The following is a 23987-nucleotide window of genomic DNA, read 5'->3' as shown; positions in this document are numbered from 1 at the left end:
AATCAGATCACAACGCCATAATGCGACCTTTCCCGTGCATAACACGCAAAAAGGCCCACTTGCGGTGGGCCTTTGCATTTCAACAACGTGCGTGTGAAGCCTATGCCGAAACGTTGGCTTTTTCTTCCTGACGATCCGCATAGATGTACAGCGGACGCGCAGCACCGCTCACCACTTCGTCGGAGATGACCACTTCGCGAACGCCATCCAAAGTTGGCAGTTCGAACATCGTGTCNAGCAGGATTTTTNCCATGATCGAACGCAGTCCGCGTGCACCGGTCTTGCGAGTGATCGCTCTGCGCGCGATTTCACGCAGCGCATCGCCCTGGAATGTCAGTTCGACATCTTCCATTTCGAACAGGCGCTGGTACTGCTTGATCAGAGCATTCTTCGGCTCCGAAAGAATCTGGATCAGCGCATCTTCATCCAAATCTTCGAGCGTTGCCAGAACTGGCAGACGACCGATGAACTCCGGGATGAGGCCGAACTTGACGAGATCTTCCGGCTCCAGCTCACGCAGCACTTCGCCCACACGACGATCGTCTTCCGCCTTCACCGTTGCGCCAAAACCAATGGAGGTCTTTTCGCCGCGGGCAGAAATGATCTTGTCGAGACCGGCGAACGCACCGCCGCAGATGAACAGGATGTTGGTCGTATCCACCTGCAGGAATTCCTGTTGCGGATGCTTGCGGCCACCCTGTGGAGGAACGGATGCAACCGTGCCTTCCATGATCTTCAGAAGCGCCTGCTGAACGCCCTCGCCCGACACGTCACGCGTGATGGACGGGTTGTCCGACTTGCGGGAAATCTTGTCCACTTCGTCGATATAGACGATGCCGCGCTGGGCGCGTTCAACGTTATAATCGGCAGACTGGAGCAGCTTGAGGATGATGTTTTCGACATCCTCGCCCACGTAACCGGCTTCGGTCAGCGTTGTTGCATCGGCCATGGTGAAAGGAACGTCGATGATACGGGCCAGCGTCTGGGCAAGATAGGTCTTGCCGCAGCCAGTTGGTCCAACCAGCATGATGTTCGACTTCGCCAATTCGATTTCGTTGTTCTTCGACGCATGCGCAAGGCGCTTGTAATGGTTGTGAACAGCCACGGACAGGATTTTCTTTGCCTGCTTCTGGCCGATAACATACTCGTCAAGAATCTTGATGATATCCTGCGGGGTAGGAACACCCTCGCGAGACTTCACCATCGAGGTCTTGTTCTCCTCGCGGATGATGTCCATGCACAATTCGACGCATTCATCGCAGATGAACACTGTCGGTCCGGCAATGAGTTTCCGGACTTCGTGCTGGCTCTTGCCGCAGAATGAACAATAGAGTGTATTCTTAGAGTCGCCGCCGTTGCTGCCGCTGACTTTGCTCATATCACTTTCCTTCCAGCACGCCGCTGGTCCGCCAGGCGGATCGCGGTCAACTTACCGTCTGCCAACACGTCCGCTTCCCATAAGCTTTCGTATCGGCTTCGTTCCCGGGGCACTAACCGCATCAGATTCTGAACCTGAAACGGCGGCAACGAATTCCCCTTCAGCCACCAAAGCGACTATCGCTTCGGTTTTATTCGTCATTCGCCCNGTCATCAACCCAAAGCGGATTTTTCGAGGCGACTCAAAGCTACGTCATAAAAATTCAACACAGCCTTAATATCTACTATTAGCGCTTTATTTNGTGGTTTAAACCCCCGATTTNCACTTCGAGGGGTCAAACAACTGTCATAGTCGAAACGCTTAGCTGGCGATTGCGCCTTCCATTTCCTGACGCGACGTCAGGATTTTGTCGACGACGCCCCAGTTCTTTGCCTCGTCCGCGTCCATAAAGTGGTCACGGTCCAGCGTGTTTNCAACTTCGTCAAGAGTACGACCTGTGTGCTTCACGTAGACTTCATTGAGGCGGCGCTTCATCTTGATGATATCGCGCGCATGACGCTCGATGTCCGATGCCTGGCCCTGGAAGCNGCCGGACGGCTGGTGAACCATGATGCGTGCATTTGGCGTGCAGAAACGCATGCCCTTTTCGCCAGCGGCGAGAAGCAGCGAGCCCATGGACGCAGCCTGACCAACGCACAGCGTGGAAACGGCCGGACGGATAAACTGCATCGTGTCATAGATCGCCATGCCGGCGGTTACGACGCCACCTGGTGAGTTGATGTAGAGCGCGATTTCCTTTTTCGGATTTTCCGATTCCAGAAACAGCAGCTGTGCGCAAACCAGCGACGCCATGTGATCTTCTACCGGGCCGGTCAGGAAGATGATGCGTTCCTTCAGAAGGCGTGAGTAAATGTCATAGGACCGTTCGCCGCGATTGGTCTGCTCCACAACCATCGGCACCAGAGCCATGGCGGTATCAACTGGATTTGTCATGTCCGTCCTTTGTCAACTCTTACCCGGACGCATCAGCACCCGGAATCAATTCAATTCGTCTACTCACTACATAGAGTGTGATGACACCGTTCTTCAAGGCTCGACGGCGTATATCCTTAATGACGTCCCGGCAAATTTCCTAGGCCGCCATACTAGGCCGCTCGAAATGACGCCACACGAATTGATACGTTCGCTTCCGTCATCAACGGCGAAACGGGATGTTGGTCAACTAATTCTTAAAATCAGCCAAAATATACACGACGAAACCTTTCGTAAGGTAAAGTAGAAACGACTTCTTAGGGATTGAATGTCGATAATGTTGCCCGACCGATTTGCTTCTCCATGACGCCATAGGTTTTATTCACGCGGAAATCATGAGCGCCGAACGATGAGCGCATGTGTGAACGCATCACGCGGCGACAGACGGGGATACTGCATTGCTAGACGCTAAANCAGGCATGCTTATCTGGTCCATGCAAACATTGACCATCGCCGCCGTTCTGGCGGTTCTGTGGCTGCATAATCCGTCGAAAAANTATCATCTATGCTTCGCTTCCGGTTTCGCGCTCGTGGGCGTCGGAGCCATTCTCGTGTTGCTGCGCGGAGAAATACCCAACGTCCTGTCAATCCAAGTCGGCAATGCCATTGCGCTGTCCGCATTCGGTTTCTGGCTTGCTGGTCTTTTAAAACTCGAAGACCGCAAGATCGACGGCTGGATCGCTATTCCCGCACTCATCTGGATTGCCTTCATGTTCGTCCCGCCGGTTCGAGACAGCATGGAAGCCCGGATCATTCTCTATCACATCTGTGCCGCGGTCGGTTATTTCATGCTAGCCGGCGTTCTGGTGATGTCGAACGAATACATATCGAAAACACGAAAAGTGCTTATCGGCGGACTGATCGTCCAGGCTTTCATGGGGGCGATAACCGCGTCGCTGGTAATTCCCTACAATCTGGCAACCGGACAAGTCGTGCCGCTGACGGCACCTGTTGCGATAGCTGGCTCCTTCGGCTTCATCGTGCTTCTGACGATCAGCGTAAAAATGTTCATGGAAGACACCGAACGCCGCCTGCACCACCTCGCCATGACCGATCATCTAACGGGAACCTTGAACCGTCGCGGAATGGCCAATGCATTCGACATGTTAAAGGCCAAACTCAGCGGCACCTCGCAACATATCGCCGTGATATTGTTCGATATCGACCACTTCAAAATCATCAATGACAAGTACGGCCACCAGTGTGGAGACGATGTACTGGTTCAGTTCTGCGCCCAAACCGGTCAAATCGTTGAAGGGCAAGGTGTGTTGATCCGCATGGGCGGCGAGGAATTCGCATGCCTGATCGAGACGGATGATCCATCGAAGGCTGCAATTCTTGCAGAAGCGATCCGCATCCGTTTCAGCCGTCTCGCACTTTTTNCGGATACAGAACGGTTCTTCGCAACCGTCAGCGCTGGTGTTTTTTGCCAACAAGCCACCGATGCCGATCTTGATGCGATGCTGACGATGTCCGACCGCGCCTTGTATGGTGCCAAGAAAGAAGGCCGCAACCGGACAGTCATCCGTGAGGGGTCTATCAACATCGTGATACCCGCAGACGACCGAGACGAAGACCCCTGCGACAACAATGCCGATCGTCAGGTAGCAGCGCTTACGCGCATTACCCATATCGCCAATCGATAAAACCACGACTTGACCTCGATGTGCTTGCGATCCCATCATGGCATCTGCGCAAGCGTTGGAGGTTTCGTCATGCATGTCAGGTTTTTCACCAGACTTCTGTTATCCGCGACAGTGTTTGCAGGGTCAGTTCAGGCCCAGCAGGCATCAGACACGATAGCCCNGGAAAAGGCGACAGGCACGACCACCGCTGCCCGTGTAGAGACGAAAAACTACATGGTCGCCTCCGCTAACCCGCTGGCTGCCGAGGCTGGCCGGAAGGTGATCGCCGATGGCGGCAATGCCATCGATGCCATGGTTGCGGTGCAGACCGTTCTGGGGCTGGTCGAGCCTCAAAGCTCCGGCCTTGGTGGTGGCAGCTTCCTCGTTTATTACAATGCCGCCGCAAACAAGATCACCACATTCGACGGGCGCGAAACCGCGCCAATGGAAGCAACACCGAAGCTGTTCCTCGATGAAAGCGGCCAGCCGCTGAAGTTTCTGGACGCCGTGATTGGCGGGCGCTCCGTCGGCACGCCAGGAACGGTACGATTGCTTTCCGATGTGCACAAGAAATACGGGAGCAAACCCTGGGCCGATCTCTTCAGCCCTGCTGAAAAGCTTGCGAAAGAAGGCTTTCAAGTCTCACCCCGCCTTGCATACTTGATTGCATCGGACGGAGACAGGCTGAAGAAATATGAAGGAGCGCGTGGGTATTTCTACGATGCTGACGGCGCACCGCTGAAGGCTGGCGCAGTTCTCAAGAACCCCGCTTATGCGCAAACGCTGAACACGATTGCGACGAAGGGCGCGGATGCGTTTTATACCGGGCCGATTGCCGAGGCGATTGTCAAAACCGTTCGAGAAGCAAGTAGAAATCCCGGCGTCCTGTCTCTCGCCGATCTGGCCAACTATCGCACGAAAGAACGCGAACCGGTCTGCGCCAAATACCGCGCACTCGATATTTGCGGCATGGGACCGCCCTCCTCCGGTGCTGTCGCCGTGGGTCAGATACTCGGCGTTGTCGAAAACTTCGACATCAAGGCACTGGGGCCTGACAATGTAGAGAGCTGGCGCCTGATCGGTGATGCGCAACGTCTGGCCTTTGCGGACCGCGAACGCTATCTGGCAGACCCGGATTTCATGCCCCTGCCAATAAAGGGTCTGCTGACGAAGGAGTATCTCGCCACCCGCGCATACCTGTTGGATGGAGACAAGGCGTTACCCGCAGATGCCGTCAAGGCGGGCGAGCCGACATGGGATCACGCCCTGATGTTCGGTCGTGGCCCGGCGCTGGAAATGCCATCCACCAGCCATTTCGTCATCGTGGACAAGCAAGGCAATGTCCTCTCCATGACGACCACCATCGAAGGCGGCTTCGGTTCGCGCCTGATGACCAACGGCTTTTTGCTGAACAACGAGCTGACCGATTTCTCCTTCAAGACCCATGACGGCGGGCTGCCGGTGGCCAACCGCGTGGAACCCGGCAAGCGTCCACGCTCATCCATGGCCCCGACAATCGTGATGAAGGATGGAAAGCCGCTGATGGCTATCGGCTCTCCCGGTGGCAGCCAGATCATCGGCTATGTCGCACAGGCGCTGATTGCCTATATCGACTGGGGCATGCCGGTCGAAAAANTCGTGGCGCAACCGCACCTCATCAACCGTTTCGGCACCTACGACATCGAAGCCGGGACGGATGCGGAAANGTTCGCAGAGCCGCTGAAAGCAATGGGTTACGAGGTGAAGCCGGGCGAGATGAACTCCGGTCTGCACGCCATCGAAATCACCGCCAACGGCCTCGTCGGCAGTGCCGATCCGCGCCGCGAAGGTGTCGCCGTCGGCGAATAGAATCGCTTCCGTGAAGGGTAGGTTTGCGCTAGAGATCGGGCATGAAAAACGTGCCTGATTTCCTTTATATCGATGCCGATAAACGCTCAGTTTCGCTCGACGCCCGCAATCCCGCTTTCTACAGCGACCCCAACGCCGTCTACGCGGCGTTGCATGCGCACTGTCCCACCTTTTTCTGGGAAGAGCAGAAGCAATGGTTCTTTACCGGCTATGACCATGTGAATGCGCTGCTGCGTGATCGCCGCTTCGGTCGACAGATTCTTCATGTCGCGACCCGCGAGGAGCTAGGCCTGCCGCAGCCTTTGGAACACGTCCGTCATTTNGATGCGGCCGAGCGACATTCGCTGCTGGAGATAGAGCCGCCGGAACACACGCGGCTGCGGACGCTGGTAAACCGCGCCTTCGTCTCTCGCCATGTCGAGAAAATGAAACCGGAAATCGAAACACTGGCAAATGGACTAATCGACCGTTTCGAAAAAGACGACAAGACGGAGTTGCTGTCATCATTTGCCGATATCATTCCGGTGACGATGATTGCGCGGATGATCGGCATTCCCGACGAAATGGGCCCGCAACTGCTGAAATGGTCACATGCCTATGTCGGCATGTATATGTTTAAGCGCACCCGCGACGATGAACTGGCAGCCGACATCGCCGCGAAGGAATTTGCGGATTACGTCCGCAGCGTGATTGTAGAGCGGCGCGCGGAGCCGAAAGATGACCTGCTCAGCCACATGATCCACACGGAGCATAAAGGCCAGTACCTCACCAACGACGAATTGATTTCGACCACCATCGTTCTGCTCAATGCCGGGCACGAGGCCACGGTTCACCAGATCGGCAATTCCGTCCGCGTCATCCTCGAAAGCGGGACTGACCCTGCCCCGCTGTTTCAGGACGAAAAATCGACCGAGCGCACGGTGGAAGAAACGCTTCGCATCGGTGCGCCGGTTCACATCTTTCAACGCTGGGCGCTGGAGCCGGTTGAGATTGATGGCATCGAATTCAAACGCGGCGACAAAGTCAGCCTCATCCTCGCCGCCGCCAATCTCGATCCGCAAAANTTCACCAATCCACTCACCTTCAAACCGGATCGCGCGGAAGCCCCAAACCTGTCCTTCGGCGCCGGCATCCACTTCTGCATCGGCGCACCACTGGCAAGGCTTGAACTCAACATCGTGCTGCCGCTGCTATTCAAACGCCTGCCCGGCCTACGCATAGCGCAACAGCCAAAGGTGAAGGATGTCTATCATTTCCACGGGTTGGAGCGGCTGGATTTGGTCTGGTGAAGCGCATCTTGCGCTGACTACAGCCTCACCACATAATCCTTGCGCGTCATCTCCACAACTTCCCAAGTGCCTTTAAAACCGGGGCGAATGATGTGGCGGTCTCCAGCCTTGAGATGGATGGGGTTGCTACCGTCTTCAGTCAGGATCGAGTGGCCTTCGAGGATGTTGAAGTATTCCCATTCGTCATATTCGACGCGCCATTTGCCGGGAGTGGACTGCCAGATTCCTGCGTAGATGCCGCCGGTAGCTTCCTCGATGTTCCATGTGGTGAATTCCGGATTGCCTGAAATCAGCCGGTCGGGTGCTGGTGCACCGTCTTCCGGCTGTACCGCGGCGAGGTCTCCGTCTGGCTTGAAGTTGAGAATGTTCGTCATGAGCGACTTTCCTGATGTGATATGTTCGTCGCGCTGTCTACCGGATCACTCCAGGAGAAACGCCCTGAAATCATTGACATTCGTTCCTGTCGGGCCGGGTACGAAGAGGTCGCCTGCAAGATCGAACGCCGACCATGCGTCGTGGCCTGCCAGAAATGCGCGGGCATCGCCGCCTGCGGCGCGAATGCGGGTGATGCTGTCACCATCGCAGAACGCGCCTGCGTTATTTTCCGAACCGTCGATGCCATCCGTATCTGCCGCAAGCGCAGTGACGCCAGCGATTCCCTGTAGATCGAGCGCAGCAGACAGCAAAAATTCGGCGTTACGCCCACCTTTGCCATAACGACTGTTGCCGATCGTCACTGTGGTTTCTCCGCCGGAAAGCAGCAATAGCGGCTTGTCGAACATGCCATTCCCGACAAATTCCCGCGCGAGCGCNGCATGCATGCGACCGATATCCTTCGCTTCACCCTCAATGGTGTCGGACAGGATGAGAGGGTGAATGCCCCGCTGCCGAGCAAGTTCTGCCGCGGCGTTCAGCGACACCCGTGACGACGCGATGACGTGCACCTCGTTTCCGGTGAAAGCAACGTCTGCCGGGTTCGGCGCCGCCGCCTGCCGGATGCTGTCGACGATCTTTNCCGGCAAATCCATTCGGTAAGCGAGGATAGTGTGCAAAGCTTCCTCAGCATCGCTTCCATCCGGCACAGTCGGGCCAGATGCAACGAATGCGGGGTTGTCGCCGGGGACATCTGATACCACCAGCGTGACGACACGGGCGGGATGCGCGAGTGCCGCGAGTCTGCCGCCCTTGATGCGGGAAAAATGCTTGCGCACCACATTCATCGCGGAAATAGGCGCACCGGATGCCAGTAACGCTTCATTGAGCGCGATCTCGTCGGCCAGCATGAAACCATCCGGCGGTGCGGGCAAGAGTGCCGAACCGCCACCGGAGATCAGCGCTATCACCAGATCATCCGAGGTCAGCCCTTGAACATGCTGCATCAGCGCCTGCGCCGCGTTGAGCCCGGCCTCGTCGGGTACGGGATGGGCAGATTGCAACACTTTGGTGCGGTGGCAGTCTGCGACCGGGCCGTGCCGCGCCACGACGAGACCGTCGAACGGGTACTGCCATGCGCGTTCGAATGCTTGCGCCATCTGGCTAGCCGCCTTGCCCGCGCCGATGACGATGGTGCGCCCTTTCGGTCGCTCTGGCAGGTGTCTCAGGATAGCCTCATAGGGATCAGCCGCCTTGACTGCCGCGAAAANCAGCTCCTCCAGCAAAGCGCGTGGATTGGCAATCACCTTAGTCCTCCATCATGCAATCGTCTCGGCACTTCTTTGCCACCATGACCCGCGACATCCAGCGGGGCAAGGCCACCCAAATGAACTTCTGTACTGGCTATGCGTTGCCCTAGACAAGATTGGAAANCGGGGGATGCCATGTCCAATACCGAAAATCTCGGGCCGGAATATCACAATGATAAAAACAAGGATCGATTGAAGGGCAAAAGGGTCGTGTGGTCGCGCCGCAAATCCAGCCCTTGGACGTTCACAATGCTGATCATCGTCGTCCTGATCATCGCCGCCGGTGCCGTTGCAGTAACGTATCTGGTTACCTCACATCCTGGCAAGCCGCAGGAAANCCCGACGATAGACACGCCAGTGCAGCAATAATCAGATCAAATCAATCCGACAATTGCGCACCAAACTGGGCTTCATACAGCCGACTGTAAGGTCCCTTTTTGGCTAACAGCGCCTGATGATCGCCCGTTTCAACGATACCGCTCACATCAACCACGACGATACGAGACGCATCGCGGATAGTCGCCAGTCTGTGTGCGATGACAAGCGTCGTGCGACCTTTGGCCAATTCCGCGAGCGACTGCTGGATAGCTCTTTCCGTTTCGGTATCAAGCGCAGAGGTTGCCTCATCGAGAATGAGAATCGGTGGATTTTTCAGGAACATGCGGGCAATGGCCATGCGCTGCTTCTGACCGCCTGAAAGCTTCACGCCCCGCTCGCCAATGACTGTGTCCATGCCTTCAGGCATGTCTTTGATCACCGCGTCCAGTCTGGCGCGACGGGCAGCCTCCCATATGTCCGCCTCATCAGCACCGAGACGGCCATATTCGATATTTTCACGAATGGTGCCGCCAAACAGAAAAACGTCCTGCTGGACGATGCCGATCTGGCTGCGCAGCGATGCCAATGTCATCTGCCTGATATCGATACCATCGATACTGATCGCGCCGCCCGTCACCTCGTAAAAACGCGGCAGCAGCGAGCAGAGCGTTGTTTTCCCCGCACCGGATGGACCAACAAAAGCGACCGTTTCACCCGCCTTGATGGTGAGGTCGATATTGCGGAGAACCTGCTTTCCGTCGCTATAGCCGAAACTGACCGACTGGTAGGCGATTTCGCCGCGCAGGGCCGGTGCCTCGACAGCATCGGGGGCATCGGCGATATCAGGATCGGTATCGATCAGTTCGGTAAAGCGCCGAAAACCGGCAATGCCCTTGGGGTAGGTTTCGATGACCGAATTGATCTTCTCCACTGGGCGGAAAAAGACGTTGACCAGCAAGAGGAAGCCAATAAACCCGCCACTTGTCAGGTCACCTTTCAGCACGAACCATGCGCCGCAGATCATGATGATCATCTGCGTAAGACGCATACTCATGTAACTCAACGATGTGCTGGCAGCCATGATCTTGTAGGCGGCGAGCTTCGTCTGGCGATAATTTTGGTTGTCCTTATCAAACAACGTTCGCTCGTGGTCTTCATTTGCAAACGCCTGCACAACGCGCATACCGCCGACATTCTCCTCGATACGGGCGTTGAATGCGCCCACACGTCCGTAGAGCGCGCGAAAATTATTGGTCATCCGTCCGCCATAACGGCTGGTCACCCACGCGGTGACAGGCACGACGGCGGCTGTGATCAGCGCCAGTGGCACATTCACCGATAGCATCAGCAAAAACGCGCCGATGAAGGTCATCACGGCAATGAACAGGTCTTCGGGTCCATGGTGTGCCACTTCGCCTATTTCTTCGAGATCCTTGGTGAGACGTCCTACCAGATGGCCCGTTTTCTGATTATCGAAGAACCGAAAGGAAAGCTTTTGCAGATGGTCGAACGCATGCCTGCGCATATCCGTTTCGATATTAATGCCCAGCATATGTCCCCAATAGGTGACCGTCGCCATCAGTCCCGTGTTCAGGACGTAAATCACCAAAAGGCCAATGGATGCCGCCATGATGAGCGGCCAGTCGCCCGCCGGCATCAGCACATCCACGAACACCTTCACCGCCATGGGAAAACCGAGTTCCAGAAGGCCTGACAACACCGCGCAGGAGAAATCAAGAATGAACAGTCCCCTGTAGGGACGATAGTAGGAGAAGAAACGGCGAAGCATGTTTTTGTCCATAACGGCGTGAAGCCGCCGTAAATTTGCAAATCAGCCTCCAAGTCTCATATTTGTTTTGAGAGGCCAAGGCACATTGCGTTATTTTTAGGAAAATATCCCGATAACACCAGCGAACACTATAAAAACGAAATGGTGATGTAATATGTTGCAAACTGTCCACTAAATGATGACAGACTACAATCCGTCCAGGGAATGCGAAAGAGACGCTGTTTTGACGAAAATCGACAATCATAGAAAAGGCACAGAGCCGAGATGGCTCGGGCCGGCCTCCCATTCCCGCACCGCGCTCGTGCCTTCGATTTCCGCAGCGCGCTGGCTTCTGTTTCTCATTGTCGCCGCAGGTATCTATTTTTTCTACGGCTTTCTGGTGCCGGTTCTGGCTGCACTCGTTATCGGTTTCGCCAGCTGGCCAATCTATCGTGAACTTCTAAGGCGCGTCGGCGGCAACACGACCGTTGGCGCCACCATCGCGCTGCTTCTCATCATCGCATTCCTGATCGTACCCATCTTCATCGCCGCCTCCTACACCGCAAGCGAAGTTCGGGAGTGGTTCGGCTGGGCCGTAGAGGTCAACAAAACCGGCGCTCCCGTGCCAGCCTGGATTGCCGCCCTACCCGGCGTAGGAGCGTGGATGAGCGAACAATGGGTCCGCTATATCGGCACCCNKGGGGCAATCGGTGAAGTCATACAGCTCGTCAGCGGCGCCAATATCGGCAACATCTACCGCGCCATCGTGGCGGCCGGAAACGGCGCCTTTCATCTTATTCTGACCCTTCTCTTCATGCTGATCGCGCTGTTTTTCGTGTATCGCAATGGTGTCAGCTTCGCGCGCCAGATCGATCTGGTCGGAGAACGCATTCTGCCAACCCGCTGGGAACGCATTTCCCGCGTCGTTCCGGCAACGATCAGCTCCACGGTCACAGGCATGACGCTGATTGCCATCGGGGAAGGCATCATTCTGGGCATCGCCTACTGGATCGCCGGCGTCCCCTCACCCGTCACGCTGGGTGTATTGACCGGGGTTATGGCACTCATTCCCGGCGGTGCGCCGCTATCCTTCACACTTGTCTCGGTCTATCTCATGGCCAGCGGTTCCCTTACCGCAGGCATTGCTCTCTTGGCGTGGGGCTCGATAGAGCTTTTCATCGTGGACAAGACCATCCGACCGCGCCTCGTGGGCGGGCCCATCAAGCTGCCGTTCCTGCCCACGTTCTTCGGACTGGTCGGCGGCGTGAAAACCATGGGCTTCCTCGGCCTGTTCATTGGGCCGGTTCTCATGGCGCTGCTGGTTGCGGTGTGGCGGGAATGGGTGCGCGAAGTTGAGATCTCCGCGATTGAAGCCGAAATGATCGAAACCTCGGTGGCGATCGATGAACCTCCACCGTTAAGAAAAACTGCGACCTAGAGCTTCAACTCCATGAACATGCTGAGCGGATCTGGCTTGTAAGGCGGGAATGGTTCGATATCCTCAAATCCAGCCTTATGATAAAGGCCGATTGCTTCCGGTTGACTGATGCCTGTCTCGAGACGAATGGCTTTGACGCCGCGTTGCCGCCCGAGTTCAACCAGCGCCTCCAGCATCAGCTTGCCGATTTTCAAGCCACGCGCCTGCGGATCTACGAACATACGTTTGATTTCCGCCGTCCCGTCACCCGCCTCGACAAGTGCGCAGCAACCAACGATCTCACCATCATTTCTCGCCGCGAAAAACGAGACATTCGGCTGTTCAAGCGTGTGGATATCAACCAGATGATTGCTCTCCGCAGGATAGAGCGACGCAGCGTAAGCATCTGACATTTCCAGCAGCCGACCGATCTCCGGTTGGCGCGGTGTTTCAAGCGTAATGGTGACTGACATGCTGTTCCCGTTTATTTTTGCGAATGCGAAACGCAAGGTCGCAATAAGACTGTAATTCCGCTAGATCATTGCCGTTTGTAAGACATCTCTCCGGCCAGAGGCAACAGAGCGACAATGAGAACAGCGCTTGTTTTAATGACCATTCTCGGCTGCGACGATAGCGCGACCGATTGCCAGCATATAGCCACGCTACAGCAGCGCTGGACCAGCATCGAGCTGTGCGATGCCGAATCGGAAAAACAGCTTGGGAATTTTGCCAACGCATCCTATCCGGTCGTCGTCGCGGTATGCCAGACGCCGGAGACACCGAAGGACGGGACGGCAACTGCCAAGGCTGATACGACTACGCCTGATACGTCAGACGTTGCGCCCGCACTCGCACCCCAGGAAGAGCAAAGCCTGACGCAGCGTGCCATCGGTCGCGTTCGCAAAATCCTGCCTTCCACGGAAGGCGTCAAGGAAGTGCTGGGCAAGCCCGTGCGCATGGTGGAAGACAGCTACTCGTGGATTGCCCGGCGTTTTACCAAGTAAGGCTCAAGCCGCTTCCGCCACCAGATCATTGGCAAGAGAACGGGCGCGCTGTCGCTGCTGGGTGATCTGCAGCTTCTCGACCATATGCAGAAGCTCACGCATTGTCGCATCGCCATCGACATGTGCAAACTTGGCCAGCAATCCTGACGACAGTTCTGCAACGGGGTTGGCATAGGGGCCATCGGAAGCATTGCGCCACAATTGCGTCGCCTCCATGAATATATCGAGTACTGCGCCGAATAGACCTGTGGATTGAAACAGTGCCTTCAGTGCGTGGTGTCGCCCGGTCGCAAGAATGGAGCGGACCTGCTGCTCTCCTAGCCCTGACAGATTGGAGATGGCCTGCGCAAAGAAATCCAGCTTGCCGGAGCAAAGCGTGTTCATCAAGAACGCTGGCGTCAGATCGCCGCCAACCCGCAAATGCTCAACAAGCACAGGCATGGATTCGCCTGTGACGTCACCGGCAATCAGCACCGTTGCGGTCTCGGACGCGTCACGAATTATGTCCCGCGCACGGTGGGGTGTCATGGCATAGCAGACCAGATTTGATGCCGCCAATGCCGCACCAACATGCCCGACGATGGCGTATCGGACGTCCGCAGGCAAATCGTCGCGTTGGAGCAGCAGATCTCTGATCTCTGCGTCCTGCGCATGGCGATCGGCTATACGGCGTAATGTGAATGGCGTGATGTAGGCGCTGCGATTTTCAAGCAGAACCGAAATTTCGAGAATTTCACCGATCTCGGCAAGGGCAGCGCAGGCGCCAGTCTCAAGAAACGGCCGCGCTGCAATCATTGCCCGCGTAATAGGTGTGCCATTGCCGATGAGATCCACCAGATCAGTGTCCCGCAACACCGGCGAGTTGATGATGACGAGGCAGGCAATTTCGGGCTGGTCCTGCGCCAGAGAAANGATGATATGTCGTGGCGCGTCTTCTGAATAGGCAAGGGAACCGGCAAGAGCGAGCCGCACCTTCGGCGAGGGATCATCCAGCAGATAGGTCATCGCGTCATACGCGCTGTCGTGACGATCCTGAGGCAAGGAAGATTGCAGGTAGGCTTTGGCAAGCGTAGCGGCCGCCTTCGACCTGTCGGTCGACCCGGCTTTTTCAGACCAACGAAAAAATGCTTTTACGATCACCCTGCGCCCCACAACAGACAATGCCGGCGGTTTCAGCGGGACCGATTCGCGCACGAATCTCGACCCTGCCAACCGAAGCCGACACTAGGAGCAAAAGGTTTACGTTTGGTTCACCATACAAATTAACCTGATGGACATAAGCGAGATCAACGTGTTCCCGGTCGCACGAGTTGGAAANCGTCGGCGCCGCCATCGCAATAATCCATATAGCCCATGCGGGCCACCGGGCGTGCGCGACCCATGTCTATCCGGCCATTGTCGATCACGGTTTCATCGATATGGATGCCCACGACCTGTCCGAAAACGACCCACGTGTTGGCCTCGGTGCCTTCGACATCGACCGGACGAAGGATTTGCGTCACCCTGCACTCCAGCGCGGCAAAGGCTTCGGCAACATATGGCGCATCAACCACCTTACCCGGCTTTGGCGTGAGCCCGGCGATCTCGAATTCATTCACTCCGTAGTCCACGGCAGCAGACGATGCGTTCATCTGATCTACGAGGTGGCGGCTGACGAGATTCGCGGTAAAGACACCGCTTTCCTCGACATTACGCACGCTGTGCTTATGGCCGCTGGAGGAGAACATGATCAACTTCGGCGTATCTGATACCGCGTTGAAGAACGAATATGGCGCTAGGTTGAGAGAGCCATCACGGCCCTTCGATCCGATCCAGCCAATGGGGCGCGGCGAAACGATGGCCTTGAACGGGTCGTGAGACAGGCCGTGACGATTNGTATCGGTGGTGTAGAACATCAGTCACCACCCACCCATGTTACGACATCGGCAAGTTCGGGACGCGGACGCTCGATGGGCGGGAATGTCGTGGAACCGATGTGGATAAAGCCGGCAATCTTTTCACCAGACTTTACGCCAAGTTCCGGCCAGATGTCTTCATCGAAAGATACCCACTCCGACAGCCAGTTGGCCGCATATCCATGGGCATTGGCAGCCATCAACATATTGAGGCAGACAGCGCCCGCTGACATGATCTGCTCCCACTCGGGAATTTTGGCATGAGGTGCTGCTGTGCTGACCACTGCAATGACAACTGGCGCGCGGGTAAAGCGTGTGCGCTCCACCTCCTGCTGGTCCGCACCAAGGTCTGGTGTTTTCTGAAGCGACAGCTTCAAAGCCACCTCCCCCAACCGCTTGCGCTCATCGCCGCGGTAAACGATGAAGCGCCACGGTGAGAGCTTTCCATGGTCTGGCACACGCACGGTCAGGCGCAGGATATCTTCAAGTTCTGCCCGGTCCGGCCCCGGTTCTGCCAGTTGCAACGCCGGGGTGGAACGGCGAACCTTCAGGTAGTCTAGGAGGGTAATATTATCTTTCATCTCAGAACCGTTCCATTCTCGTACATATGAAATTATGGGCCTTGAAATCGCCACCGCGTTGGGCTTGAAGTGGTGCCAGAAAAACAAGAAGTCAATCCGGTTGAGTAAAATGACGTCCATCAAAATTGCGGCAGGCCTTTTCGCGGCGCTCGTATCGGCCGTGCTTCCGCATGACGTCGCGTTTGCGCAAGATGCCTTCAAGGATTTCAAACAACTGGGTGGCACCCNGAAGATGCCGAAGCTGAATGCCTTCACCGCACCTTCCGCACCTGACACCGAGAAAACAACATCGCGCGATATCGTCATGGAAGCAAAGCTGACCAATGACGGTCAGCCTATGATGGAGGGACTTGCCTGGCGCGTGTTCAGCCCAATGCCCGGCCCGGATGGAAAGCTGCCGTTGCTGGCAAGCTCCGATGGCGGCTCGGCCGAGTTCCACCTGTCTCCCGGCGACTATTTCGTCAACGTGTCCTTCGGTCGCGCAGGCGTGACCAAGAAGCTCAACATTCCCGTCAGCGGCAAGATCGAAAAGCAGGTGCTGATCCTTGATGCTGGCGGCTTCGTCCTGAATGCCGTGGCCGGAACCGACAAGCGTATTTCCCCCAACCAGCTCAAATTTTCGGTCTATTCCTCAGATACCCAGGAAGACGGCGAGCGCCGCCTGGTGATGTCAGATGTCAAGCCCAACACGGTCATTCGTCTTAATGCGGGGACTTACCATGTCGTATCCGAATATGGCGGCATCAACGCCGTCGTGCGCGCTGATATTCAGGTTGAAGCGGGCAAACTGACGGAAGCAACGCTCCAGCACCATGCCGCACAGGTAACGCTTAAACTCGTATCCGAACACGGCGGCGAAGCCATTGCTGACACAGCATGGTCGGTTTTGACCGGCTCCGGCGACATCGTCAACGAAAGCGTCAGCGCCTTCTCCACCATGGTGCTTGCCGACGGCGAATACACCGCCATCGCTCGCAACAAAGACAAGGTCTACCAACGCACGTTCAAAGTGGCCGCCGGTAGCGATTCAGACGTGGAAGTGCTGATGAAGGACCAGGCCCCGGAAGAGACGACAGGCGATTTTGAGTAAGCTTTAGGCGGTCTCAGTCTCCGCCCTCCACCGCCGTCATCCTCGGTCTTGTACCGAGGATCTAACCACATAACCCCAAATTTAACGGCGGCAGATCCTCGGGACAAGCCCGAGGATGACGACGGAGAGTGGGTATTTGGCTCAGCTTACGCGGCTTTCGCCTTAGCAGCTTTCGCCGTACGCTTGCGCTTCACGTCCGGTGGTGTCGCTTCATCCACGAGGTTCGCAATCGCTTCGTCCAGCGCGTAGGATGTCTGGGCCTGCGAGCCCAAGCGGCGGATGTTGACGGTGCGTTCTTCGGCTTCCTTTTTGCCGCAGACGATGATGACAGGGACCTTTGTGACCGAGTGTTCGCGGACCTTGTAGTTGATCTTCTCGTTGCGGAAATCGGTTTCGACGGACAGCCCGGCATCTCGAAGGGCTTCCGCGACTTCACGACCGTAATCGTCAGCATCGGAGGTGATCGTGGCGACGACGACCTGCTGCGGTGCAAACCACAGCGGCATGTGACCGGCGAAGTTCTCGATGAGAATACCGAGGAAACGCTCCATCGAGCCGCAGATGGCGCGGTGGATCATCACTGGCTGGCGCTTTTCAGAGGCTTGGTCGATATAGAAGGCACCGAAGCGTTCCGGCAGGTTGAAGTCCACCTGCGTGGTGCCGCACTGCCATTCGCGACCGATGGCGTCTTTCAGCGTGTACTCGAACTTAGGACCGTAGAACGCGCCCTCGCCCGGCAGAATGTCGGTCTTGATGCGGCCTTCGGACTTTTCTTCGATAGATTTCAGAACGTCGGTCATGACGCTTTCGGCGCGATCCCAGACCTCGTCGGAACCGACGCGCTTTTCAGGGCGCGTGGACAGCTTGACGACGATTTCCTCGAAGCCGAAGTCCTTGTAGACCGACAGAATAAGATCGTTGATGCGCAGGCACTCCGCCGCCATCTGCTCTTCCGTGCAGAAGACGTGCGCGTCGTCCTGCGTGAAGCCGCGAACGCGCATCAGACCGTGCAGCGCGCCGGAGGCTTCATAGCGATGGACGTTGCCGAATTCTGCAAGGCGGACAGGTAGTTCGCGGTAAGACTTCAACCCATGCTTGAAGATTTGAACGTGGCCGGGGCAGTTCATCGGCTTCAAAGCGAAGACGCGGTTATCCGCTTCCTCGTCCTTCGGATGGGTGAAGGCGTAGGCCGATTTCACGGCGAACATATTTTCCTGGTACCAACCCCAGTGACCCGATGTTTCCCAAAGGGACGCATCCAGCACCTGCGGCGCGTTGACTTCCTGATAGGTGCCTTCGAGGTTGCGGCGCATATAGCTCGTCAAAGTCTGGAACATGCGCCAGCCCTTGCCGTGCCAGAAAACCACGCCTGGGCCTTCTTCCTGGAAATGGAACAGGTCCATTTCGCGACCCAGCTTACGGTGATCGCGCTTTTCAGCTTCGGCCAAAATGTGGAGGTACTGATCCAGCTCTTCCTGCGTGGCCCATGCGGTGCCGTAGATGCGTGTCAGCATCGGGTTGTTGCTATCGCCGCGCCAATAGGCACCGGCAACCTTCATCAACTTGAAAGCCGTGCCGATCTGTCCCGTATTGGCCATGTGCGGGCCACGGCAAAGGTCGAACCAGTCGCCCTGATAGTAAATTTTCAGGTCCTGACCTTCGGGAATGGCATCGATCAACTCGATCTTGTAGTTCTCGCCCTTGGCGGAAAAGACTTCCTTGGCCTTTTCACGAGACCAGATTTCGCGTGTAAACGGCTTGGAGCGACCGATGATTTCCTTCATCTTCTTTTCGATCTTCGGCAGATCTTCCGGCGTGAAGGGCTCGTTCTTGGCGAAGTCGTAGTAGAAGCCGTTTTCGATGACGGGGCCGATCGTCACCTGCGTGCCGGGCCACAGTTCCTGCACGGCCTCTGCCATCACATGGGCTGCGTCGTGGCGGATCAGTTCAAGCGCTCTGCTGTCATCACGGGTGACGATCTCGATCTTGCCATCGACTATGCTGTCGGAAAGGTCGCGCACAGTGCCATCCAGCGCAATCGCGACGGCCTTCTTTGCAAGCGACTTGGAAATGGATTCGGCAACATCGCGTCCCGTCGTGCNGACCGGGTACTGGCGAACGGAGCCATCGGGAAATGTAAGGGAAACGGCTTCAGACATTATAATTCTCCTGTCCAGTCCCGCCAACGAATGCGGGTGGTTTCATGTGCAGCGACAAGCCGTTCATGACCTGTCGAGGCGGCTTTTTAAACGTGTTCGTTTGATGGGTAAAGACGCTTCGCTCAACTTGGCGATGAACGGCGGAAATACCGCCAGGGCAAATACCACTTCTGCCGGGAAGCCAGACTCTCCACCACCGGATCAAGCCCGCTGGTACCGCCCGGGCCGCAGCGCGCAACGCGAAACAGTGTCATCCAGCCACCTGCCCAAAAGCCATGGCGGGCAAAGGCCTCATAACCATATTCGGAGCAGGTTGGGATGTGGCGGCAGGAATTACCGATGAAGCCGGAAAACACAAGCTGGTAAAAGCGGATGAAGCCCATTCCAAGCAGACGACCCGGCGTTTTCCTGAAAGGCCCGGACCAATTGCGGGAGTGCCTGCGCGTGTTCCCGCAGTCTGATTTTTCGCACACGTCTCAGGCCGACACGCGCTGACCTGCCTCGATCTGGTCGAGACAGTCGCAGATCGCGTCAAAGGTCAGCATCGTGGAAGCGTGACGGGCTTTGTAATCCTTAACGGGCCTCAAGATGCGCATATCCTCGAAACGTCCAACCGGGCCTTCGCCGCCTGACGTCAGCATCGACAACATATCCGTGCGCGCCTGCTGGATTTCGGCACTGCTGGCGCCAATGACGTGACTGGCCATGATGGATGATGAAGCCTGCCCCAAGGCGCAAGCCCGCACTTCATGGGAAAAATTCGTCACCACGCCATCTGTCAGCTTGATGTAAACCTTGACCTTCGAGCCGCACAGTTTCGAGTGCTTCTGCGCACTGGCATCAGCATCCGGCATATCCCCCGTCAGCGGAATATTGCCCGCGAATTCCAGGATGCGATTGTTGTAAATATCGTCCATCTGATCGCCCATCCGCGCAGGATTGATTTTTCAAACACTGCGTCACCTCTTGTAAGGCTGTTCTGCGCGGTGTCATCATTATATGTTATGGGACACCGACGTCATCAAGGTGCGGTGATATTAATCATCCAACACCGAAAAAACGACGACAGACTTGCCAAATTGCCTGAAAACAACCAGATAGCAGGCGCGGGCTTATGTGATTAGACCGTAACCTACGTTCAGGTGTGGCCTTGAACCGCGCCGGGAGACCAAGAGATGGATGCAATCGTGAAGAATTTTCCCGGTGCTGGCACACAAAACGGCACAGCCGGTGTGCGTCCCACCCAGGCTGAAGCCGAGGATGCCGTGCGCGTTCTGTTACGCTGGGCAGGTGATAATCCCAACCGCGAAGGTCTGCTCGACACACCGAAGCGCGTCGCGAAATCCTACCGCGAACTCTTCAGCGGATATGACCTTGACGCCACTGACGTGCTTGGCACGACCTTCGAGGAAGTCGGCGGTTACGACGACATCATTCTGGTGCGGGATATCCCGTTCCATTCGCATTGCGAACACCACATGGTTCCCATCGTCGGCAAGGCGCATGTCGCGTACCTGCCAGCGGGCCGCGTGCTGGGCCTGTCCAAGATTGCACGTGTCGTTGAAATCTATGGTCGCCGCTTGCAGACGCAGGAAACCATGACGGCGCAGATTGCGACCGCGATCGAAACGACATTGAAGCCACGCGGCGTAGCTGTGCTGATCGATGCCGAACATATGTGCATGTCCATGCGCGGTGTTCGCAAGCAGGGTTCAACGACACTGACGACCAGTTTCACCGGCACGTTCAAAACAGAACCTGCCCAGCAGGCACGGTTCATGACCATGGTCTACAGCCGCTGATTCCAGCACCATGTCTAAAGAGCGATGGCGGAAANCCGCCTCGCCTCCAATGCTCCAAGTCTACTCATGAATCTGAATGCTCGAAAGCTATTTAAGCTTTCGGAACATTGCTGCAATGGAGGTTTCCATGTCGTCCACATTTCCCCCCGCCCCTGCGGATAAGGAAACACTCGAATCGGCTGGTTCGTTCTCGCCCAAGTTCGATGCACATGGCCTCGTCACCGCAGTGGTCACGGATGTGAAGGACGGCGAATTGTTGATGGTGGCGCATATGAATGCGCAAGCTCTGTCGTTGACACTCGAAACCGGCATTGCACATTATTACAGCCGCTCTCGCGACAAGATTTGGAAAAAGGGCGAGACGTCAGGCAATCTCCAGACAGTGCAGGAAATCCGCACGGATTGCGATCAGGACGCTGTTTGGCTGAAAGTCTCCGTGGCTGGCCACGATGCGACTTGCCACACGGGCCGACGCTCCTGCTTTNATCGCACCGTCACTCTGGACGGCGACAGGGCGGTGACGACGATTACGGACGATATCAGGCACTTCGACCCAGCAAAAACCTATGGTTTGCCCGGAAATCTCCCCACAAANGACTGATCTTTTTCGTCCTGTCCCCTTTTGCTACGAATATTATAGGATTTGCGCGTTAGAATGGCGCTTCGTGCATCTGCTTGGGAGTGGACAGAGATGTTGGGTTGGGGACTGAATCGGGAAAATCCGGCGGCAACGGCGAGTTTGGAAAAGATCGAGCAGCAAGCACCTGCCCCGGTACCTCGAATTCCTGCCAACCGTATCGCACTTGCACTCGGTGGTGGTGCGGCACGCGGATGGGCCCATATCGGCGTTTNGCGGGCACTCGATGAGGCTGGCGTCAAANTCGGCATGATCGCAGGTACTTCCATCGGCGCTTTGGTCGGTGGATGCTATCTCGCAGGCAAACTGGACGAACTCGAGGAATTTGCACGGTCTCTCACGATGCGCCGTATCGCGGGCCTGCTGGACCTGACGATTGGCGGCGGCGGCTTGTTTGGTGGCATGCGGCTCACCAAACGCATGCAGGAACACCTCGTCGGCCTCAACATCGAAGATCTCGAACACCCTTTCATCGCAGTCGCGACAGAGCTTAAAAACGGCCATGAAGTATGGGTGCATCAGGGCGATCTGATCACGGCCCTTCGCGCTTCCTACGCACTACCCGGCATTTTCGAGCCGGTTCGCTGCAATGGCAGAACCCTGATAGATGGCGCCCTGGTCAACCCGGTTCCCGTTTCCGTCTGCCGTGCCTACGAACAGACATTGGTGGTGGCGGTGAACCTCAACTACGATATTTTTGGCCGTTCTGCCGTTGTCAAACACAGCGCGGGTGCTTGCAACCAGGAAACCACGGTCAAGGCACCAACCGATCCGTCATCGCGCATTGGGTTGCCCGGCGTCATGGTGCAGGCCTTCAACATTATTCAGGACAGAATTTCGCGTGCCAAGCTGGCGGGCGACCCGCCGGACCTGACGTTGCATCCGCGCATCAACCATATTGGGCTGTCAGAGTTTCACCGCGCCGCCGAATCGATAGAGCGCGGATACGAGGAAACGCGCTCCAGAATACCGGAGCTACAGCGCATGCAGCAGGTTTTTCAGACCTGACGTGAGGTCGCCTATCCGGCAATATACGCCTTGATATGCTCCGCTTCGGCCTCGATTTCGCTGATGCGTGCCTTAACGACGTCACCGATAGAGATGATGCCAACCAACCGGCCATCCGCCTCCACCGGCAAATGCCGAAAACGACCGCCGGTCATGAGTTCCATGAGATCATCAGTGCTTGATCCCTCATGACAGCGGGTGACGTTCTGCGTCATGACATCCGAAACCTTGGTTTGCAAAGCTGCGGACGCATGGGCGGCGATGGCCTTGACCATGTCGCGTTCTGTGAAGATGCCAAGAATGGCACCGGCTTCATCGGTGACGACGACAGCACCGATACGATGCTCATGCAGGGTGATCGCGGCGTCTCCGAGCGACAAATCCGGCCTGACCGTCACGACCTCACGTCCTTTGAGGTCGAGCAGTTCTTTCACAAATATCGCCATATTTCCTCCTGTCCGGCTGATCTCCACACCACGCGGAAGGTCTCCTCCACCACGCAGATGGTTCATTTACACGCTGATGGTGCGCCACGAGATTATGGAAAGCAATGAATTTCCGTGGGCTGAAAAGCTTCAATCGATTAAGACGACCGCAAATTCTCAGCCGCGAATGACGATTTNGCGATCAAACAGGCCGAAGAACAGGAAACCGAGCAGGAAACCAAAAATATGGGCGTCCCAGGCAACCTCGCCACCGACATCCCCCATAAGCGGAATGCCGAAAGCAATGAGCAGATTGCCGAACAACCACATCAGAGTGAAGATGAGGACGGTGCGATTGGACAGGGATTGAAGAATACTTTGCCTCGGCAGCAGGTGTCCGATGGCCGGATGGTAGCCCCCGCCATGCGCTGGAAACACGAAACGGCACGCCGCTCCCATCAGCGCCGACACCACACCGGATGCACCGATCAGCACGGTGGCATCCCCCCAATGGAGGAATGCGTGCCCGAAGGCCGCAACAGCGGCAGACACACACCAGAGCAAAGTGAAACGCAATGTGCCGATCCGGCGCAGAACAGGTGCGCCAAACGCCATCAGCCATAACCCGTTGAAANGGATATGCTCTATGCCCCNATGTAAAAATGAATAGGTGACAGGCGTCCAGAGCCATTCCATTCCCTGCTGCGACAAGGGCGTGGCATAGCGCAAAGGGATGAAGCCGAAGGTGAAGATAAACCAGCCATAGCCTTCATCGGACAGCACGTAAGTCGAGATGACATGGACCGCGACTAACAGGCAGATAACGGCCACGAGCGCGCCAGGCAGGTTGAAAACCGGCGTTTTCCGACGGACCTCCGGCGGCGCTGCATCATTCGCCTGTGGTATCTCACCCTGGTTGTCCGTCATTGGCCGATTTTCCTTACCGTCGCGTTCCGCATGTTCTCTTGCGAGCAATATAGTAACGCTACCGGAAAAAGAAGCTCCGACGAAACGTCACAGCTGCAACCA

23 protein-coding genes are annotated in these 23987 nt (G+C 56.4%); 9 read left to right on the top strand and 14 right to left on the bottom strand.

The genetic code is table 11. The annotated features are described in order from the left end of the window. Positions 1 to 100 precede the first annotated feature (100 nt). Together clpX and CUC55_RS02535 are read right to left on the bottom strand one after the other, a co-directional pair. Complete coding sequence (clpX, locus tag CUC55_RS02540; RefSeq protein WP_103086879.1) at positions 101 to 1378, bottom strand: ATP-dependent Clp protease ATP-binding subunit ClpX; 1278 nt, start codon at positions 1376 to 1378, stop codon at positions 101 to 103. A 360-nt stretch (positions 1379 to 1738) separates the two neighbouring features. Then, positions 1739 to 2371: an ATP-dependent Clp protease proteolytic subunit gene (locus CUC55_RS02535; RefSeq protein WP_103086878.1), complete on the bottom strand. Its 633-nt coding sequence runs from the start codon at positions 2369 to 2371 to the stop codon at positions 1739 to 1741. A 458-nt stretch (positions 2372 to 2829) separates the two neighbouring features. On the opposite strand from CUC55_RS02535, the gene CUC55_RS02530 reads away from it, so the two are divergent. The 3 genes from CUC55_RS02530 to CUC55_RS02520 all read left to right on the top strand — a co-directional run bounded on the left by CUC55_RS02530 (position 2830) and on the right by CUC55_RS02520 (position 7172). After that, positions 2830 to 4056: a GGDEF domain-containing protein gene (locus tag CUC55_RS02530; protein WP_425352720.1), complete on the top strand. Its 1227-nt coding sequence runs from the start codon at positions 2830 to 2832 to the stop codon at positions 4054 to 4056. A gap of 69 nt (positions 4057 to 4125) precedes the next feature. Next, positions 4126 to 5883 (top strand): gamma-glutamyltransferase, encoded by a 1758-nt coding sequence (gene ggt, locus CUC55_RS02525; protein WP_103086876.1) that lies wholly within the window; start codon positions 4126 to 4128, stop codon positions 5881 to 5883. Positions 5884 to 5924: 41 nt separating this feature from the next. Continuing rightward, the gene (locus CUC55_RS02520; RefSeq protein ID WP_103086875.1) at positions 5925 to 7172 is read left to right on the top strand and encodes a cytochrome P450; all 1248 of its coding nucleotides are present in this window, start codon (positions 5925 to 5927) and stop codon (positions 7170 to 7172) included. Between the two features lie 17 nt (positions 7173 to 7189). Here CUC55_RS02520 and CUC55_RS02515 read toward each other — a convergent pair whose 3' ends face one another. From CUC55_RS02515 to CUC55_RS02500, 3 genes are all read right to left on the bottom strand, one after another. Continuing rightward, positions 7190 to 7546: a cupin domain-containing protein gene (locus CUC55_RS02515; RefSeq protein ID WP_067652721.1), complete on the bottom strand. Its 357-nt coding sequence runs from the start codon at positions 7544 to 7546 to the stop codon at positions 7190 to 7192. Positions 7547 to 7591: 45 nt separating this feature from the next. Further along, positions 7592 to 8851 carry a glycerate kinase type-2 family protein gene (locus tag CUC55_RS02510; protein ID WP_103086874.1) on the bottom strand — a complete coding sequence of 420 codons (1260 nt, stop codon included), beginning with the start codon at positions 8849 to 8851 and terminating at the stop codon, positions 7592 to 7594. Positions 8852 to 9233: 382 nt separating this feature from the next. Then, positions 9234 to 10961, bottom strand: a complete 1728-nt coding sequence (locus tag CUC55_RS02500) for an ABC transporter ATP-binding protein (protein WP_067652834.1) — start codon at positions 10959 to 10961, stop codon at positions 9234 to 9236. Positions 10962 to 11139: 178 nt separating this feature from the next. On the opposite strand from CUC55_RS02500, the gene CUC55_RS02495 reads away from it, so the two are divergent. Continuing rightward, complete coding sequence (locus tag CUC55_RS02495) at positions 11140 to 12378, top strand: AI-2E family transporter (RefSeq protein ID WP_170063807.1); 1239 nt, start codon at positions 11140 to 11142, stop codon at positions 12376 to 12378. Here CUC55_RS02495 and CUC55_RS02490 read toward each other — a convergent pair. Continuing rightward, on the bottom strand, positions 12375 to 12830 hold the full coding sequence (locus CUC55_RS02490; protein ID WP_067652715.1) for a GNAT family N-acetyltransferase: 456 nt from the start codon (positions 12828 to 12830) through the stop codon (positions 12375 to 12377). The genes CUC55_RS02495 and CUC55_RS02490 overlap by 4 nt on opposite strands. A 114-nt stretch (positions 12831 to 12944) precedes the next feature. Here CUC55_RS02490 and CUC55_RS02485 point away from each other — a divergent pair, with 114 nt between their 5' ends. After that, a complete protein-coding gene (locus CUC55_RS02485) occupies positions 12945 to 13361 on the top strand; it encodes a hypothetical protein (RefSeq protein ID WP_067652713.1) in 417 nt (138 codons plus the stop codon). Positions 13362 to 13364: 3 nt separating this feature from the next. Here the strand turns inward: CUC55_RS02485 and CUC55_RS02480 are convergent, their stop codons facing one another. From CUC55_RS02480 to CUC55_RS02470, 3 genes are all read right to left on the bottom strand, one after another. After that, on the bottom strand, positions 13365 to 14501 hold the full coding sequence (locus tag CUC55_RS02480) for a DUF2336 domain-containing protein (RefSeq protein WP_103086905.1): 1137 nt from the start codon (positions 14499 to 14501) through the stop codon (positions 13365 to 13367). A 146-nt stretch (positions 14502 to 14647) separates the two neighbouring features. Continuing rightward, entirely contained in the window at positions 14648 to 15256 is a 609-nt protein-coding gene (locus CUC55_RS02475; RefSeq protein WP_103086872.1) for a flavin reductase family protein, read from the bottom strand. Next, on the bottom strand, positions 15256 to 15837 hold the full coding sequence (locus CUC55_RS02470) for a nitroreductase family protein (protein WP_067652709.1): 582 nt from the start codon (positions 15835 to 15837) through the stop codon (positions 15256 to 15258). The genes CUC55_RS02475 and CUC55_RS02470 overlap by 1 nt, the downstream gene beginning before the upstream one ends. 109 nt (positions 15838 to 15946) lie before the next feature. Here CUC55_RS02470 and CUC55_RS02465 point away from each other — a divergent pair, with 109 nt between their 5' ends. Beyond that, positions 15947 to 16927: a hypothetical protein gene (locus CUC55_RS02465; protein WP_103086904.1), complete on the top strand. Its 981-nt coding sequence runs from the start codon at positions 15947 to 15949 to the stop codon at positions 16925 to 16927. A gap of 146 nt (positions 16928 to 17073) precedes the next feature. Here the strand turns inward: CUC55_RS02465 and thrS are convergent, their stop codons facing one another. From thrS to CUC55_RS02450, 3 genes are all read right to left on the bottom strand, one after another. Further along, positions 17074 to 19086 (bottom strand): threonine--tRNA ligase, encoded by a 2013-nt coding sequence (thrS, locus tag CUC55_RS02460; protein ID WP_103086871.1) that lies wholly within the window; start codon positions 19084 to 19086, stop codon positions 17074 to 17076. 122 nt (positions 19087 to 19208) lie between these two features. After that, complete coding sequence (gene yidD / locus CUC55_RS02455; protein WP_067652705.1) at positions 19209 to 19559, bottom strand: membrane protein insertion efficiency factor YidD; 351 nt, start codon at positions 19557 to 19559, stop codon at positions 19209 to 19211. A gap of 3 nt (positions 19560 to 19562) precedes the next feature. Further along, complete coding sequence (locus CUC55_RS02450; RefSeq protein ID WP_067652826.1) at positions 19563 to 20003, bottom strand: iron-sulfur cluster assembly scaffold protein; 441 nt, start codon at positions 20001 to 20003, stop codon at positions 19563 to 19565. A 258-nt stretch (positions 20004 to 20261) separates the two neighbouring features. Here CUC55_RS02450 and folE point away from each other — a divergent pair, with 258 nt between their 5' ends. From folE to CUC55_RS02435, 3 genes are all read left to right on the top strand, one after another. After that, positions 20262 to 20888 carry a GTP cyclohydrolase I FolE gene (gene folE, locus CUC55_RS02445; RefSeq protein ID WP_067652703.1) on the top strand — a complete coding sequence of 209 codons (627 nt, stop codon included), beginning with the start codon at positions 20262 to 20264 and terminating at the stop codon, positions 20886 to 20888. A gap of 127 nt (positions 20889 to 21015) precedes the next feature. After that, positions 21016 to 21489 carry a phosphoribosyl-AMP cyclohydrolase gene (gene hisI, locus CUC55_RS02440; protein WP_103086903.1) on the top strand — a complete coding sequence of 158 codons (474 nt, stop codon included), beginning with the start codon at positions 21016 to 21018 and terminating at the stop codon, positions 21487 to 21489. Positions 21490 to 21579: 90 nt separating this feature from the next. Beyond that, positions 21580 to 22533 carry a patatin-like phospholipase family protein gene (locus CUC55_RS02435; RefSeq protein WP_103086870.1) on the top strand — a complete coding sequence of 318 codons (954 nt, stop codon included), beginning with the start codon at positions 21580 to 21582 and terminating at the stop codon, positions 22531 to 22533. Between the two features lie 11 nt (positions 22534 to 22544). Here CUC55_RS02435 and CUC55_RS02430 read toward each other — a convergent pair whose 3' ends face one another. Beyond that, positions 22545 to 22979 (bottom strand): CBS domain-containing protein, encoded by a 435-nt coding sequence (locus CUC55_RS02430; RefSeq protein WP_067652699.1) that lies wholly within the window; start codon positions 22977 to 22979, stop codon positions 22545 to 22547. Positions 22980 to 23135: 156 nt separating this feature from the next. Further along, complete coding sequence (locus tag CUC55_RS02425) at positions 23136 to 23885, bottom strand: rhomboid family intramembrane serine protease (RefSeq protein WP_103086869.1); 750 nt, start codon at positions 23883 to 23885, stop codon at positions 23136 to 23138. Positions 23886 to 23987 lie beyond the last annotated feature (102 nt).

The organism is Agrobacterium bohemicum, from assembly GCF_002896715.1.
In the GTDB taxonomy this organism is placed as follows: domain Bacteria; phylum Pseudomonadota; class Alphaproteobacteria; order Rhizobiales; family Rhizobiaceae; genus Agrobacterium; species Agrobacterium bohemicum.
The sequence above is the reverse complement of the archived record's forward strand: the minus strand, read 5'-3'. Positions and strand labels throughout refer to the sequence as shown.

What these genes read in the sequence shown, in the direction of transcription:
- CUC55_RS02430 (WP_067652699.1), bottom strand. Translation starts at nt 22,979, where the DNA reads ATGGCGATATTTGTGAAAGAACTGCTCGACCTCAAAGGACGTGAGGTC.
- CUC55_RS02500 (WP_067652834.1), bottom strand. Translation starts at nt 10,961, where the DNA reads ATGCTTCGCCGTTTCTTCTCCTACTATCGTCCCTACAGGGGACTGTTC.
- CUC55_RS02450 (WP_067652826.1), bottom strand. Translation starts at nt 20,003, where the DNA reads ATGGACGATATTTACAACAATCGCATCCTGGAATTCGCGGGCAATATT.
- CUC55_RS02470 (WP_067652709.1), bottom strand. Translation starts at nt 15,837, where the DNA reads ATGAAAGATAATATTACCCTCCTAGACTACCTGAAGGTTCGCCGTTCC.
- CUC55_RS02515 (WP_067652721.1), bottom strand. Translation starts at nt 7,546, where the DNA reads ATGACGAACATTCTCAACTTCAAGCCAGACGGAGACCTCGCCGCGGTA.
- CUC55_RS02490 (WP_067652715.1), bottom strand. Translation starts at nt 12,830, where the DNA reads ATGTCAGTCACCATTACGCTTGAAACACCGCGCCAACCGGAGATCGGT.
- CUC55_RS02485 (WP_067652713.1), top strand. Translation starts at nt 12,945, where the DNA reads ATGAGAACAGCGCTTGTTTTAATGACCATTCTCGGCTGCGACGATAGC.
- folE (WP_067652703.1), top strand. Translation starts at nt 20,262, where the DNA reads ATGGATGCAATCGTGAAGAATTTTCCCGGTGCTGGCACACAAAACGGC.